The sequence below is a fragment of the Croceitalea sp. P059 genome, assembly GCF_031846365.1.
GTDB classification, from domain to species: domain Bacteria; phylum Bacteroidota; class Bacteroidia; order Flavobacteriales; family Flavobacteriaceae; genus Croceitalea; species Croceitalea vernalis.
Window position 1 is genome coordinate 755678 of sequence record NZ_JAVRHW010000002.1, and the last position, 15060, is coordinate 770737.

Annotated in this window: 13 protein-coding genes; 4 read left to right on the plus strand and 9 right to left on the minus strand. The window is 36.0% G+C overall.

What is annotated here, in order from left to right:
- Nucleotides 1–66: 66 nt before the first annotated feature.
- On the minus strand, nucleotides 67–1317 hold the full coding sequence (locus RM542_RS09690; RefSeq protein ID WP_311385547.1) for an MFS transporter: 1251 nt from the start codon (nucleotides 1315–1317) through the stop codon (nucleotides 67–69).
- Between the two features lie 7 nt (nucleotides 1318–1324).
- Nucleotides 1325–1615 carry a DUF1272 domain-containing protein gene (locus RM542_RS09695; RefSeq protein WP_311385548.1) on the minus strand — a complete coding sequence of 97 codons (291 nt, stop codon included), beginning with the start codon at nucleotides 1613–1615 and terminating at the stop codon, nucleotides 1325–1327.
- Nucleotides 1616–1710: 95 nt separating this feature from the next.
- Here RM542_RS09695 and RM542_RS09700 point away from each other — a divergent pair, with 95 nt between their 5' ends.
- From RM542_RS09700 to RM542_RS09710, 3 genes are all read left to right on the plus strand, one after another.
- Nucleotides 1711–5001 (plus strand): amidohydrolase family protein, encoded by a 3291-nt coding sequence (locus RM542_RS09700; protein ID WP_311385549.1) that lies wholly within the window; start codon nucleotides 1711–1713, stop codon nucleotides 4999–5001.
- A 156-nt stretch (nucleotides 5002–5157) separates the two neighbouring features.
- Entirely contained in the window at nucleotides 5158–5922 is a 765-nt protein-coding gene (locus RM542_RS09705) for a CDP-alcohol phosphatidyltransferase family protein (protein ID WP_311385550.1), read from the plus strand.
- 40 nt (nucleotides 5923–5962) lie between these two features.
- The gene (locus RM542_RS09710; protein WP_311385551.1) at nucleotides 5963–7375 is read left to right on the plus strand and encodes an amidohydrolase family protein; all 1413 of its coding nucleotides are present in this window, start codon (nucleotides 5963–5965) and stop codon (nucleotides 7373–7375) included.
- A gap of 7 nt (nucleotides 7376–7382) precedes the next feature.
- On the opposite strand, the gene RM542_RS09715 is transcribed toward RM542_RS09710, so the two are convergent.
- From RM542_RS09715 to RM542_RS09735, 5 genes are all read right to left on the minus strand, one after another.
- The gene (locus RM542_RS09715) at nucleotides 7383–8684 is read right to left on the minus strand and encodes a type II toxin-antitoxin system HipA family toxin (RefSeq protein WP_311385552.1); all 1302 of its coding nucleotides are present in this window, start codon (nucleotides 8682–8684) and stop codon (nucleotides 7383–7385) included.
- Nucleotides 8678–9031: a helix-turn-helix transcriptional regulator gene (locus RM542_RS09720; protein WP_311385553.1), complete on the minus strand. Its 354-nt coding sequence runs from the start codon at nucleotides 9029–9031 to the stop codon at nucleotides 8678–8680. The genes RM542_RS09715 and RM542_RS09720 overlap by 7 nt, the downstream gene beginning before the upstream one ends.
- 155 nt (nucleotides 9032–9186) lie before the next feature.
- On the minus strand, nucleotides 9187–10251 hold the full coding sequence (locus RM542_RS09725; protein ID WP_311385554.1) for a membrane dipeptidase: 1065 nt from the start codon (nucleotides 10249–10251) through the stop codon (nucleotides 9187–9189).
- 9 nt (nucleotides 10252–10260) lie between these two features.
- Nucleotides 10261–11373, minus strand: a complete 1113-nt coding sequence (locus RM542_RS09730; RefSeq protein ID WP_311385555.1) for a D-TA family PLP-dependent enzyme — start codon at nucleotides 11371–11373, stop codon at nucleotides 10261–10263.
- A 1-nt stretch (nucleotide 11374) separates the two neighbouring features.
- Nucleotides 11375–11839, minus strand: a complete 465-nt coding sequence (locus RM542_RS09735; protein WP_311385556.1) for a RidA family protein — start codon at nucleotides 11837–11839, stop codon at nucleotides 11375–11377.
- A 168-nt stretch (nucleotides 11840–12007) separates the two neighbouring features.
- Between RM542_RS09735 and RM542_RS09740 the strand changes: the two genes are divergently transcribed.
- Nucleotides 12008–12604 (plus strand): methyltransferase domain-containing protein, encoded by a 597-nt coding sequence (locus RM542_RS09740; protein ID WP_311385557.1) that lies wholly within the window; start codon nucleotides 12008–12010, stop codon nucleotides 12602–12604.
- Here the strand turns inward: RM542_RS09740 and RM542_RS09745 are convergent, their stop codons facing one another.
- Nucleotides 12605–13138 (minus strand): hypothetical protein, encoded by a 534-nt coding sequence (locus tag RM542_RS09745; RefSeq protein WP_311385558.1) that lies wholly within the window; start codon nucleotides 13136–13138, stop codon nucleotides 12605–12607.
- A gap of 218 nt (nucleotides 13139–13356) precedes the next feature.
- Nucleotides 13357–15060, minus strand: coding sequence for an RICIN domain-containing protein (locus tag RM542_RS09750; protein ID WP_311385559.1), 1704 nt, complete (start codon nucleotides 15058–15060; stop codon nucleotides 13357–13359).

Genomic DNA, 15060 nt, shown 5'->3' on the forward strand with positions numbered 1-15060 from the left:
GGATGTGGTTTAATTTAAGTTAGAAAGATAACAAAAAGCGACGGCTGTCTTACTTTTTTTAAAATGTTAATTATTGTTTTCAAACAGTCTATAATATATGAATGCTGCAATAGCTCCAACCGCAGAAAAAGCAGTTAGCATCCAAAAAACGTATTGATAGCCTTGTTGACCAGGATACTTATCTAAAAAATAACCATAAGCTGGTCCTGCAAAAATATCTGGAGTATATCCGATCAAAGAAATGAGACCAACTGCTGTACCAGTAAGGACTAAGGGAATTTTACCTTTTTTCATAACACCAAAATACAAAGCTCGAGCTGCGTAAACACCCATACCAATTAAAGAGACAGCAATAAAAAAGAGATAGAATGTAGTCGGAATAATATAACCAGAAGCAAATAAAGCACCAGCTAGAATACATAAGACCAAACTCAAAAACAGCCAAAAGGTGATTTTAAATCGGTCAACGATGAGTCCAACCAAAATACCCGTCGCCGGTCGTAAAAATTGTAAAAAAGTACCTAGTTGAGCAGATTCTACTTGGTTATATAGCATTACCTCATTTGCAAATTGAGAGACAATATCAGTTATTTTATAACCCACATAAGCACAAAGAATAATAACCATCAAAAGCCATACAGAAGGTAATTTTAGGACGGATTTAATTTGAGAAACTGTTATCTGGTCGACCAAAATCTCTTTTTCATTTATTCCAGATTTCATAAAAAACCAAACCAATACACCAACCAGCATTATAATTACTATTGCCGCATAAATAACAAAAGAAAAAGCTTCTTGACTTTCTTGTAAAGAGGCCTCCGCCACCTGTTCTCCCATAATCAGAGAAAATATAAATACACCCAGCAAGCCAAAAAGAAAACCAGTTAAACCTCGACCACCGTCTAAAAAACCAAATGCTCTGCCTTGTGATGTATTGCCACCCCAAACGCGAGTTGCTTTTATCATAGGTGCCCAAAACAAAAAAATCGTTGTAAAGCCCCAATAACCATAAAGCATTTGTAATGATAATAAACTAGGGTATGAAGCAAATAAGAGACCACCTAAAGCCGTCATCCATAAGGCAATGGCTATTAATTTTCTAGGCGGGAACCTATCTGCTAAAGGGCCGCCTAACAAATACGACGGAACGGCTACCAAACCATATATAGAAAAGCACAGTCCTATTTCGACATTTGAAAGTTCAAAAACTTCTAAAACGGTAGGTCTGAAAATTCTTGGCAGTACAAAGGGTAAAATAAATACTGCTTCACCGGACAATATTAAAAGTAATAGGTAATACCAAGGTGGTTGTTTCATAAAATCCTTATCTATCCTTAGGATTAATATTCATCATTTTCTCTTTTAGGACTTGAAAAGAATTCAAATTTACTGGCTTAAAAACTCTTGTAGTTGTTGAGGGGTTATGATCCAATTCTTTTTTAGGCCGAATTGGGCGTTTTTCAAATCCTCCACCACAATTAGGACATACGTTATCGAGAATTTCTGTCACACATGACAAACAAAAAGTACACTCATAGGTACAAATCATAGCCTCTAGGCTATCTGGTGGTAAAGATTTATCGCAGTTTTCGCAGGTTGGTCTTAATTCAAGCATCAAGAATTTTTACTTTCTAAAGGTAATGATAAACCGATAGTGTCAAAATCTAAGGCGGGTTTTGCCTATCTTTAGTCGACTAATTTGCCAACAAAATGAAAAAACTAACGACTGTATTGGTGTTACTGGCATCAATTATTGTTTTCCCTCAAGAAGACAAGAAAAAAGAACCTACAAAATGGGATGTAGCTAACCCAGGAGAATCATTTAATTACAAGGATTATACCCTAACCACGGATGAAGGCACCTGGATGAACATTGATGTTAGTCCTGATGGAAAAACCATTGTTTTTGATTTATTAGGCGATATCTATAGTATGCCTATTTCAGGAGGAAAGGCAACTGCAATACGCAGCGGTATCCCTTTTGAAATTCAGCCCAAATTTAGCCCTGACGGCAAATATATTTCTTTTACATCTGATGCTGGTGGTGGTGATAACATTTGGATAATGAAAACCGATGGTTCTAACCCAAAGCAAGTCACCAAAGAAAGTTTTAGATTATTAAATAATTCTTATTGGATGCCTAATGGCAACTATTTAATAGGTCGAAAACACTTTACTTCACAACGATCACTGGGAGCTGGCGAAATGTGGCAGTATCACATTACTGGTGGTTCTGGTTTGCAAGTTACCAAGCGTAAAAACGACCAGCAAAATGTAAATGAACCATGTGTGTCGCCTGATGGCAAATACCTCTATTACAGTGAAGATGTATATCCAGGAGGATATTTTCAATATAACATGGACCCCAATAGTCAAATTTATGTTATCAAACGTTACGATTTTGAAACAGGAAAAACGATCACCATTACCGGCGGCCCTGGCGGCGCTGCCAGGCCTCAGCTTTCACGCGATGGGTCTAAGTTAGCCTTCATCAAACGTATTCGCACTAAAACAGTCTTGTTCTTACATGATTTAAAAACCGGCGAAGAATGGCCTTTATACGACGGTTTAAGTAAAGACCAACAAGAAGCTTGGGCAATTTTCGGAGTATACCCAAATTTTAATTGGACACCAGATGATAAAGCAATAGTATTCTGGAGTGGCGGTAAAATCCATAGCATAAATGTGAATTCTTTAGAGGTCACTAACATTCCTTTTCAAGTTGAAAATGAAATTAAAATTGCAGAACGCGTACATTTTAATTCTCCTGTGGCTCCGGACAGTTTTAACGCCAAAGTCATCCGACATGCGACCACATCACCAGATGGAAAAACCATACTATTTACCGCAGTGGGTCATTTATGGAGTAAAAAACTTCCTAACGGAAAACCAAAAAGATTGACTACTATTTCTGATTTTGAGGCGGAGCCTTCTTTTTCTCCCAATGGTAAAGAAATCGTCTTTGTCACTTGGAATGATGAAAACTTAGGAGCTGTTCATAAAATACCAGCCTCAGGAGGTAGTTCAACAAAACTAACTACTGAAAAAGGCATTTACCGCACACCAAGATTTAGCCCGGATGGTACTAGTATTACCTATCGCAAGGAGCGTGGTAATAACGACCAAGGCAGAACCTTTAGTAAAAATACTGGCATCTACACCATGAATTCAAATGGCGGAAATCATAAATGGGTTTCAGAAGAAGGAGAATACCCGATGTTTACTAAAGATGGTAATCGAATATTTTATCAAACTGGTGGTACTTATTTTGGTAATTTGACCAAAAGTTTAAAATCGGTTGATTTAAATGGGAATAAAGTTAGGACTCATGTAAAATCTAAATATGCCAATAGGTTAGTTCCGAGCCCAGATAATAATTGGATTGCCTTTACAAATCTACATCAGGCTTATATCGCACCACTAGTGATGAATGGAAAGGAACTTAATTTAGATAACAAGTCTAAATTCGTTCCTATTGCACAAATATCAAAAGATGCAGGTATCAATCTCCACTGGTCTAAGGATAGCAAAAATATCATGTGGACTTTGGGTGATGAATATTTTTCAAACGCTATCAAAGACCGTTATACCTTCATGCCCAATTCTCCAAAAAAAGTGGCTAAACCCGATTCAACAGGTATTAAAGTAGGTTTAGAACTCAAAACTCATAAACCAACAGGTCGTATTGCTTTTACCAATGCCACAATTATTACTATGGAAGGTGATGAAGTCATCGAGAATGGGACCATAATTATTAATGAAAACAAGATTGAACAATTAGGCTCATCAGAAGCTATTTCAGTTCCACCTAATGCAACAGTATTTGATGTTACAGGAAAAACCATTATGCCCGGTATTGTTGATGCTCACGCCCATGTTGGTGGTTTCCGTTACGGGTTAACCACACAAAAACATTGGCAATTATACGCCAATCTTGCTTTTGGAGTAACTACATCACATGATCCATCGGCCAATTCAGAATCTATTTTTGCAATGTCTGAGTTAATAAAAAAGGGAGATATGATTGGCCCACGCCTCTACTCTACCGGAATTATACTTTATGGTGCAGATGGTGATTTTAAAGCTGTCATCAATAATTTAGACGATGCTCGTTCATCTATCCGTAGAACAAAAGCTTACGGTGCTAAATCTGTTAAGAGTTATAACCAACCAAGAAGAGAACAACGTCAACAGGTAATGCAAGCTGCTCGTGAATTGGGCATAAATGTAGTCCCTGAAGGTGGTTCCACTTTTTACACAAATATGACGATGCTCATGGATGGTCATACCGGTGTTGAACATAATATTCCGGTAGCACCCGTATACAAAGATGTTTTAGAGCTTTGGCAAAATAGTAAGTCTGGCTACACTCCTACTCTTGTTGTTAATTACGGTGGACTCAATGGTGAATATTGGTTCTATCAAAAAGATAAGATTTGGGAAAATGAAAAACTATTAAAATATACCCCTAGAGGTTTAGTTGATTCACGTTCTCGCCACAGGACTATGGTACCTGATGAAGAGTATGAAAATGGTCATATTTTGGTATCCAAAGATGCCACTGCGTTAACCAATAAAGGGGTTAAAGTGAATTTAGGTGCTCATGGTCAATTACAAGGTCTTGGAGCGCACTGGGAACTTTGGTTATTGCATCAAGGAGGTATGACTAATTTACAAGCATTGAAAGCCGCAACTATTAATGGGGCAGAATATATTGGAGCCGGAAATGAAATAGGTTCATTAAAGGTGGGTAAACTGGCAGACCTCATCGTCTTAGATAAAAATCCTTTAGAGAATATTCGAAATACAGAAACCGTGAAGTACACCATGGTTAATGGTCGTTTATTCGATACCGATACGATGAGCGAAATTGGCAATACGCAAGAGAATCGTGGAAAATTCTATTGGGAAAATAACAAATACAATCAGGCCTTTCCATGGCATGAAGCTTCACATGGCTTTACCATACCTGGCTGTGGCTGCGAACTTGGACATCAATAAAACTAAAATATTAAAGTAGTAATAAGACTTACTTTAAAATACAAAAAAGGTTTTGAGCTACTTTAATTATTTGTGAATTTTAGGTTATTTTTGCTTCTGTTTTAAAAAATAGTTGGCTAGCGTGTTCCCGTTCCTTCTATTTTTTTACCAAAGTAAATGTCAAAATTACCTAGGGAGAATCAATTTTTAGATTTATCAGATTACGGCAGACCAATTGCCAACGTCATCGCAAAATCACTTCAAAACACAGCTTTCACCCCAATTCATGTTACATTTTTGTTTGTAGCTAGTGGTCTAATTGCCGTGTTCTGCATATTAAACGAATATTATTGGGCTACAGCATTTTTCTTAGTTTTAAAATCAATATTGGATGCGGCGGATGGCGAATTAGCAAGACTTAAAAATACCCCGTCGTATACTGGGCGTTATCTTGATTCTATCTCTGATATGCTTCTGAACTTATTAATTTTAATGACAATCTGGTACAGCACTGATGGTTCTATCGCATATACCATTTTAGCATTTTTAGGGCTACAACTTCAAGGCACCTTATACAATTATTATTATGTGATTCTTAGAAACCAACATCACGGTGATATCACCAGTCGTGTTTTTGAAAACGAAACACCTATTGCGCTTAAAGGTGAAAGACAAATACACGTAAATATTTTGTTTCGTATTTACAGTTTGCTGTATGGTGCTTTTGATAAGATAATTTATAACATGGATAAAAAGGCGGTAGAAGGTACCCGAATGCCCAATTGGTTCATGACTGCAGTTTCAACATTCGGTCTAGGTTTTCAATTATTGCTTATAGGTACTATGTTGGTCATGGACTTAAAGCAATACATTGTATCCTTTTTTATTGGTTACTCAATTTTCATTCTAATATTTATTGCAATTAGAAAGCTATTGAACTAACTGTATTATAATTACTACCTTTTTACAAATTAATTACGGAATGAGAAAACTTGGGTACGCCATACTTTTTATTTTAATTATTGGATGTAATCAAAACCCAATTAAGAATTATGACCTAGTTATTAAAAATAGTAATGTTATAGACATTATTACCGGTGAAATAGACACTCAAAATATATTTATTTCTGAAGGGCAAATTGTTAAAATAAGTACTAGCTTTAATGAAGGCCATTACACTGCTAAAACAGAAATTGATGGAAGTGGAAAGTTCGCGCTACCAGGTTTTTGGGACAATCATGTACATTTTAGAGGCGGCGATTCTTTGATTGCCGCAAATAAAAATCTTTTGAAACTCTTCATAGCTAATGGAATTACAACGGTTCGCGATGCCGGTGGTGATTTAACACCGCAAGTAATGGAATGGAAAGAGGCAATTAAAAAGGAAGAACTTCTTGGTCCAACCATCTTTACTTCAGGGCCAAAAATTGATGGTCCGAATGCAACTTGGGCCGGTTCTATTCCCGTTGAAAATGATATTGAAATCACTAAAGCTTTGGATTCTTTAGAACAAATTCCAACTGACTACGTCAAGCTTTATGACAGTAGAATTAGTGGTGAGGCGTATTTAAATACAATTCGAGAGGCTGAAAAACGAAATATCATTACAACAGGGCATATGCCATTTACCGTGGAACTTGATGATGCCATTACCGCAGGAATTGATGGTATTGAGCATTTATACTACATTATGAAAGGATGTTCTAGTAAAGAAGGGGCCATTACCAAACAATTACAAAATAAAGAAATTGGTTTCTGGCAAGCAATGCCGGCCCTTCAAACAAGCTTTAATGAAACCGTAGCTCAGAACACTTTTTCAAAATTGAAGAAGAACAATGTGTATTCTATTCCTACGCTAAACATCGGTAGAATATTGAGTTATTTAGATGAAGTCGACCATAGCCAAGATGCTTATTTGCAATACATGGGCTCAGGAATTATAAAAACCTACGAAATGCGTATTAATAGAGTTAAGAATTCAACAGCCGAAGCAATTCAAAATCGAAAAGAATTAGATACCTTTTTTGGCAAATTGGCCAAAACCATGTCTGATGCCGGAGTTTCACTTTTGGCAGGTTCAGATAGTGGTGCTTTTAACTCGTATACTTATCCAGGAATTTCGCTACACCAAGAACTAGAAGCTATGGTCAACGTGGGTATTTCACCGCTGCAAGCACTACAGAACTCTGCCTATAAAGGGGCTCAATTTTTAAAGAAAGATGCTGATTATGGTCAACTTATTGAAGGTAATAAAGCCGATATCGTATTGCTGAATGCCAATCCCTTAGAAGATATTCAACAAACTCAAAATATAGATTATGTGATAAAGGGTATGCAAGTTTTGGATAAAAATGATCTTAAAGATTTGTTGAAATCTGCTGTAAATAAGGATTAAGAAGAATCTACAAAAAATTTAAACTGTTCCCAATTCTATCGGTTAAATCGTTTCGTAATACTGCCTTCTTAGCGTATGTTGTCCATGACTTGATTATGTTATTTACTTCATCAATTATTTTTGAACCTCGTTTGATATTATTGTCTTTGGCTATGGTCATCAGATCTTCTTTTGTAATCTTCAAGCGCTTACCATTAACACTAAGGGTTTGCTTGTTCACCCAATGATTACTAGGGTCAAAAGAAAAACACAAATCATATGCCGGAGCTAGTTGCCAAGCTTCACCCTTTTTTAAAAGAAAAGAAAAATTCTTAGTATGGTCGTCATAATTGGTAGCTAAAACATTAAACACCATTCTTCTAAACATCTCTTCAGCCTCAGGGTAGCTTAATCGCAATAGGCGCATTGTTTGAAATACCTGCTCATAACTATAGCCATACATATCATTAAAGTCGTAATGCTGTATACCGCATAAGGACTGAATATGATGCTTTTCATTATTGTTTCGATCAAAACGTTTGGTCATAAAATGAGCCCTATTATTTTCAACTAACAATTGACATTCGTTAATTTGAATTCCAGCATCTTTAGCCATCAAGTAATAGGCGTACTCTACTCTACCCCAACCTGAGCTTTCACCAAATTGTTCGCCACTAACACCATCTAATTTGAGTAACCAATGTTCAAAACCTTTAGGCAAATCACCTTGACCTGAGCGCACTTCTTTGGTTCTAGGATTGTAACCTATAACTGCTTTTGGGCGGGCGCCACCAGCAGAGGTACCTATCTTTAAAATCTCTAACATTGCCTTCTCTTCGTCTTTATCAAGATTAGTCAAAAAGGTTTTACGTTCATTCAGCATTTTTTTAGCCACTTGGACCAAACTGTCCAGCTCTAAGGAAAAACTATTTTGACCAGCTTTTATTTGTGAAGGATAAAATTCGAGTGCACCCATACCTCTAGCCCCTATAAAACATAACTTCTCGACCGGGTTCATACTATCTTCTGAACGTCCCTGTTTTACTAACCAAGTATCAATAAGTCTATTACCATAGCGGTCGGGTAATGCATCTGATAACAAGCCCGGTAGACCTTTGAAGGTATCTTCAATGTCTGCGCGACCTTTGCGCAGTTCTGGAAAACTATAGATTCGAGAACCTTGTACAATTGGCATTTTTATGGGTGATAAATCCCAACCTTTTTCTATAAAAGTTCTGTCATATTCAAAATATCCTAATTGTTGAGATTGCTCCCAACGAATAGCACCTACAGAAACTCCCCATACTTTGACTTCTGCAACATCTACCATCCTAAATCTTCTTCATTAACTTTATTCACCTTTTGTGGTGAAGCATTTTTACGTTGTTTCTTTTTAAGCTTGGCATAGGCAATAGGACTTATTTCATCTGAAATATGAAACGCATCCATTACATCAAGTAAATCAAGTACACGTAACACCTGGATTAAACTATCAATACGAACCTTTTCACCTCGCTCTAATAAACTTAGAGTAGAACGACTAATACCGGCAGTATCAGCCACCTGATTTTGTGACTTATTTTGGTTTAAACGATGTGATTTAACGAATTTACCTATGATTTCTAATAAAGATTTATCAGAAGCTTCTCTGTAATTATTGTATGATTTATCATTCATATTATATGTTAAGTACTTATTTTGAATGTTATATCATACAAATATATGTTATAAAATTTAAAAAAACACATAAACGAATGATTTATCAGTCATACTTTGGTATAATCTAAATATTTGAATGAATTCTCATGCGTAGACTACAAATTTCTAAGTTATTATGCCCAAACTCTCCTTAAAAAATTGAGAAAATTCTCGCTCATAATCCCTTGAATATCATTTTGAGTATACCCTTTATCTTCTAATAACTGCGGAACTTTTTGTAAATCAGCAATAGTATCTAAATCTGCAGGGCTTTGTTCCTTACCAAATGCACCATCTAAATCGGTACCAATCCCAACATGTTTGGTATTTCCAGCCAATTGGCAGATATGGTCAATATTATTAACCATTTGTGCTAAAGATACACCCATACCTTTCGGGGTTGATTGTCCACGTACCCAATTTGGTACCATCATCCAAGCGTCTAAAGCTATGCCAATAACCGCTTCTCTTGAAATAAGTTCCTTTAACTGTTCATCCGAAAACTGACGATTATGGTCTACTAAGGCTCTACAATTGTTATGACTAGCCCATACCGGGCCTTGATACAATTTCATCGTTTCCCAGAAACTTACATCACATAAATGCGTAGCATCTAGAATTAGTCCTAATTCTTCAATCTTTTTTAAAAGTGCCCTGCCCTTCACTCCTATTCCACCCACGGAATCTGTACCATGAGCATAAGTGCCTGGGCCATAATGTGCCGGGCCAATTGCTCTTAACCCACTTTCGTATGATTTTTCTAGATGGTCCAGAGTTACGATAGAATCTGCACCCTCTAAACTTAAAATATAACCTACAGGCTTGTTGAGAGCATCACTCTTCCATAACTGTAAATGAGTATTTAGCGTATTTAAATCATGAACTTGAATCATTTCACCAGCTGCCTCCATACTTTGGTACCAAGCTAATTGCCCTTGTGTTTGTGCCCAGGCCTGTTCTGGTGAATTCCAACCTGGCAAAGAACTACTCTTTTTAACATACCGAGCAATCTGAGTAGCAACACAAAGACCAATATTTCCTTTTCGCAACTCAGGCAAACAAACTGTGTTCAAACCTCTATCAGGTTTATCGGTCATGCCTTGTTCGCTGTTTCTAATGGCTTCAATTGACCATCTTAAATCGCGATTCCATTCTAAAGCGTTCATAGAAAGATCTAAATGAGCATCAAAAACAAACATGGTTTTAAATTAAATAGTGATTTTGTTATTTCGGGCCTCTACTTGCCAGACTTCTGAAGTTTCACCCCCCTTAATTGCGGTGACCTCATGATATTTTGCAACCGTCGGACATATATGATATGGTATTGCAAAGAGCACATCACCAACCTCGTAGTTATCGCTATGCTTTGTAGTAACAACCAAATGTTCTTCGCTTTGCCCTATTTGTTCAAAATCTGTATCCTCAATAAATTGAACTCTTGGTAATGGCATTTCCGGCGCGACAGATTTATGACCTAAGTCTAAACAAAGATGACCATTCTTTGGTTTACTGATAACACGCGTCATGATAACTGCGGCATGTAAAAATTTTAAGTCAGGAAAAAGACTTCCATATCTAAAATCCCATAATAACGAAGTGCCTGGTGATACTTGTATACCATCTCGTTTAGCATGCACGGGAAACGAAGGCGTACCGCCAGCAACAATATTTTTTACTACTAATCCTGCAACTTCTATTTGTTTTTTTAAATTGGTAACGGTTTCAAAAGCATTGTTACAAACATTGATTCTCGTTGTGATATCGGAATTTCGGATGTGACCATCATATACATGTAAACCTTCCACCTCAATATGTGGGTTTTCAGCCATTTCCTTATACAATTCTAATGCTTTACTATTCGGTAAAATACCAGTTCGATGCATTCCGTTATTAAGGTCTAACCATAAATAAACGCTTTCTTTTCTTTTTTTAGCTTTGGAGGCCATTTCATTAGCTATTTTCGAATTATCGATAATAGTAGAAAAATGTGTTTGAGGATAAGCTGCAATCAAATCAAAAAAACGCAGCTGATTAGGGCCTGTAAGCTGTATAGCCAGGAGAACATCTTTTGCCCCAGATTGTGCTAAAAGTTCTGCTTCGGCTATAGTTGCACATTTAAACTTATCAATACCATGCTTTAATTGCATGGTAATGATTTTAGCCATTTTATGAGTTTTAATATGTGGTCTTAAAAATGCTGCACCTCCAGCTATTTCAAGCATTATCATAATATTCTGTTCTATCCGATTTGGATAAACTAAAAGTGAAGGAGAAACAATAGTGTCAGAATCGGTTACATGATACCAGGTAGCTTTTTCCATATTAATGTAGTTCAAACATTGCCTCTATTTCAACAGGGATACCATTGGGTAAAATCATACCTACGGCGCTACGAACACCTATTCCATTATCTTTACCAAATACCTCAGCAAACAATTCGCTAAATCCATTGATAACCAAAGGTTGTTGTCCAAAATCAGGACCGCAATTGACCATACCTAGTACTTTTACAACCCGTTTAATTTTGTCTAAACTACCAAAATGTGTTTGAATCGTAGATAGCATTGTTAGGCCTACTTGACGTGCGGCCAATTTACCCGCTTCTATTTCCATATCATCGCCTACGCGACCTTTAATTAATGAACCATCGCTCAATACAGGGCCTTGGCCAGAAACATATAGAAAATTATCGACCACTAAAACAGGTCGATAAACACCCGCTGGTGGTGGAGCCGGAGGTAACTCCAGTCCTAATTCTTTTATCTTTTCTGAAGGTGAAAAATTCATTGACGTTCGTTGTTTTTGGTGGTCATTAAATTAAGCTAATTATTTTAAATGGCATTACTATTAATATATGCTTAGCTTAAAGTCTACGAGTTTTTTTAAAATTGTATCTGCACTATTATTTACAATATCTTTGAAAGTATGTAACAGTAATATGAACTACTACATATCATGAATGTTGAAGAATCAAAATACTGGACAGAGCGCTACCAGCAAGGGAATACAGGTTGGAATATCGGTTACCCATCTACCCCTATTAAGGCCTATATAGACCAACTTCAAAATAAAAGTTTAAAAATTTTAATTCCAGGAGCGGGTAATGCCTATGAAGCCGAATATTTATGGGAAAAAGGTTTTACAAATGTTTATGTGATGGACATTTCACCTACTCCGTTAAAAGCCTTTCAAAAGAGAAATCCAGACTTTCCGGAAAATCAATTATTGCACGAAGACTTCTTCAGGCATAAAAACCATTACGATTTGATATTTGAACAAACCTTCTTTTGTTCTTTTGTGCCGACTGATAAAAATCGTTATGCTTATGCACATCAAATGAATGCACTACTAAATACTGATGGAAAGTTAGTAGGCGTTTGGTTTGACATCCCATTAGGAAATGATTTAGAAAAACGACCTTTTGGTGGTGATAAAAAACTGTATACCAAATATTTATCTAAGCATTTGAAAACGCTCACTTTTGAACCTTGTTACAACTCTATTCCACCTAGGCAAGGCAATGAATTATTTGGAATTTTTATAAAAGAATAATTAGTTCCCTTTTGATTTGAGCAAAGATTTAATAAAACCTACTAAATGATATATTATAAAAAACACTAGACATAAAAGACTACCAAATCCGATAGGAATTATTGCTCCAAAGGTAAAAGAGGCCCCTAGTACCCATCCTAAAAAATATTCAGATTTATAAATAGGAAAAATAAAAGCCATCAAAAAGACAAGGCCCATAATAAAATCTACTATTTGAATGTCTTGCATATAACATATAGAAATTGTTACGGCAAAAATCAAACCTGATAAAAATCTTAATCCAATTTTCTGTAAGGTTTCTTTACTAGCTGGCTTTTTTATGCGTTGCTGTATTCTGAATAGCAAAAAGTATGTAATTAAAGGTAAGACAAGACCTCCCCACCAATTGGGAATACCAGGTAAATCTTTATTATGCAAAATATAGTGCGTAGGAATGCCGCCATGAACATAATCCCAAGCAATATGGCCCCATATTAAAAGAGTCACAGCCAAAGAGATTACAATTCGGATTGATTGATTAAGTTGAGTTTTCATAATGATTTATGTATTGATTGATTTAGCAATCAGACGCGAGCTTTTAATTTTTGTTACTTTAATTGAAAATTCTTTTCTATCGGGGTCTTTTTATTAATAAATAGCTAGGCCTTTTCTAAGCTTTTTTTTTAAAAACATCAATCATTATAAAAATCACAAAATAAAAAACCTCTCAATGAAAACATTGAGAGGCTATATTGTATTAAATTAAAACTTATTTAATCTTCTAAACGTTCAAAAGTCCATTGCTGATTGTTTCTACCATGAAATGGCCATGTTATTATATTTGTTCCAAATGAAGTTCGTCTTCCATAAACATCTAGGTATCTTCCATCTCCTAAGTTTCTTATATAAAAATAACCTTCTTGAGCTCCGGGTTCAATCGCCCATTGTTGATCAGATTCATTCCCGAATTGCCACTGTCTAACATCAGTACTTCTGCTGGCAACTGCCTTATTGGAGTAATTAGATGTTATTACATATGCTCCCGAATCCAAAACTTCTAAATGCCATTCTTCATTTTCTGAATCACCGGTTAAGGATCTTTGATTAATATTTATTCCATCATCTGCGGAAAGATTTGATATACCTATTGCGCGTGTGCTATGTCTTGCCTTTATAATATAATTTCCTTCGGGGATAACCAAGCTTTCTTGAGTACGAATTTTATTTATAATCTGTAAACCTCGTGTACCTGATGCTGCGAATATAAAATCTCCGTCCGTAGCCACGTAATTTATGGAACCATTTAATTCTACAACTCCCATTAGATCAATAATATCATTCTTAACCCTAATAGCTAAACCTGCTCCACCATTTGCCATAAGAGTGACATTACCTTCGACATCAACTGCATTAGTAACTTTATCAGCTTCAATTACATTATCTGGGTCAATAAGTATAGGAAGTCTTTCTTCCAAAGTTGCCGAATCCAAGTCAAATATTGCAGCTCCATTATCGCCCTCTGCTACAATTAATTTATCGTCTGCAATGGCTATGGTACGTTTGGCACCAGCAACGAAATCAGTTCTTGTGCCTATTTGCGAAACTTCGTTTAAATCAGTGTCAAGAATCCTTACTCCGGCACTACCATCTAAAACAGCAATTTTATCAATTGAAGATGCTACCCAGCGTAAATCGTCAAAAGAAACTTCGTTGGTCTTTGAAAAATTATTCGCATCATATTTTGCAACAACCCCTTGAACACCACTGGTGACGTAAAATGAATTTCCTGATTTTGTAATTCCAGTTGCCGTTTGGCCTTCTTGATAAGTATAGCTTACATCATTTAAATCAATAACACCGTCATTTACTCGGATTTTTGCAATGAAAGCTTCACCTGTCGCTTCAATAACTTTTTCGGCATTTACACCACCAATAACATAAATATAGCCTTCATCATATAAAACAACATTGGCATCTCTGTCATACAAATACATTCTTGAAGAAAGAATCGGTACTAAAGGATCACTAAGGTCAATTACATCTACTGCACCGGCGTAAACCTCACCTACAGTGTTATATGAAACATAGGCAAAATTATTATTGATATCGATATGTGTAGCTCCCATATTAGTGTTGCCGTCAAAACTTGGGCTTTGAACTTGACCCACTAAATTCAAATGGAAATCACTACTAGCATTAGCTGTATTCGAGCCCTTATTAAAATTAGCTTCAAAAGCGGAACGATTTAGACCATAGTATTTATTTTTTTCAAATAGGTCATTGTCGTATTCTTCGTGCTCAAAATAAATCTCTAGAATTCCATTGGAGGCTGTTGAAACTGAATTTAAAAGCGTAGTATTATTTTCTTCTAGTAGTAGGGCTTTACCTTGGCTTTGTAAATCGAATACAGTTGTTTCATCAGAACAACTGCTTATCAATAATACAACTACGACAGTAAAAATGTAGTAGTTCTTCAT

What these genes read in the sequence shown, in the direction of transcription:
- RM542_RS09690 (WP_311385547.1), bottom strand. Translation starts at nt 1,317, where the DNA reads ATGAAACAACCACCTTGGTATTACCTATTACTTTTAATATTGTCCGGT.
- RM542_RS09695 (WP_311385548.1), bottom strand. Translation starts at nt 1,615, where the DNA reads ATGCTTGAATTAAGACCAACCTGCGAAAACTGCGATAAATCTTTACCA.
- RM542_RS09700 (WP_311385549.1), top strand. Translation starts at nt 1,711, where the DNA reads ATGAAAAAACTAACGACTGTATTGGTGTTACTGGCATCAATTATTGTT.
- RM542_RS09705 (WP_311385550.1), top strand. Translation starts at nt 5,158, where the DNA reads ATGTCAAAATTACCTAGGGAGAATCAATTTTTAGATTTATCAGATTAC.
- RM542_RS09710 (WP_311385551.1), top strand. Translation starts at nt 5,963, where the DNA reads ATGAGAAAACTTGGGTACGCCATACTTTTTATTTTAATTATTGGATGT.
- RM542_RS09715 (WP_311385552.1), bottom strand. Translation starts at nt 8,684, where the DNA reads ATGGTAGATGTTGCAGAAGTCAAAGTATGGGGAGTTTCTGTAGGTGCT.
- RM542_RS09720 (WP_311385553.1), bottom strand. Translation starts at nt 9,031, where the DNA reads ATGAATGATAAATCATACAATAATTACAGAGAAGCTTCTGATAAATCT.
- RM542_RS09725 (WP_311385554.1), bottom strand. Translation starts at nt 10,251, where the DNA reads ATGTTTGTTTTTGATGCTCATTTAGATCTTTCTATGAACGCTTTAGAA.
- RM542_RS09730 (WP_311385555.1), bottom strand. Translation starts at nt 11,373, where the DNA reads ATGGAAAAAGCTACCTGGTATCATGTAACCGATTCTGACACTATTGTT.
- RM542_RS09735 (WP_311385556.1), bottom strand. Translation starts at nt 11,839, where the DNA reads ATGAATTTTTCACCTTCAGAAAAGATAAAAGAATTAGGACTGGAGTTA.
- RM542_RS09740 (WP_311385557.1), top strand. Translation starts at nt 12,008, where the DNA reads ATGAATGTTGAAGAATCAAAATACTGGACAGAGCGCTACCAGCAAGGG.
- RM542_RS09745 (WP_311385558.1), bottom strand. Translation starts at nt 13,138, where the DNA reads ATGAAAACTCAACTTAATCAATCAATCCGAATTGTAATCTCTTTGGCT.
- RM542_RS09750 (WP_311385559.1), bottom strand. Translation starts at nt 15,060, where the DNA reads ATGAAGAACTACTACATTTTTACTGTCGTAGTTGTATTATTGATAAGC.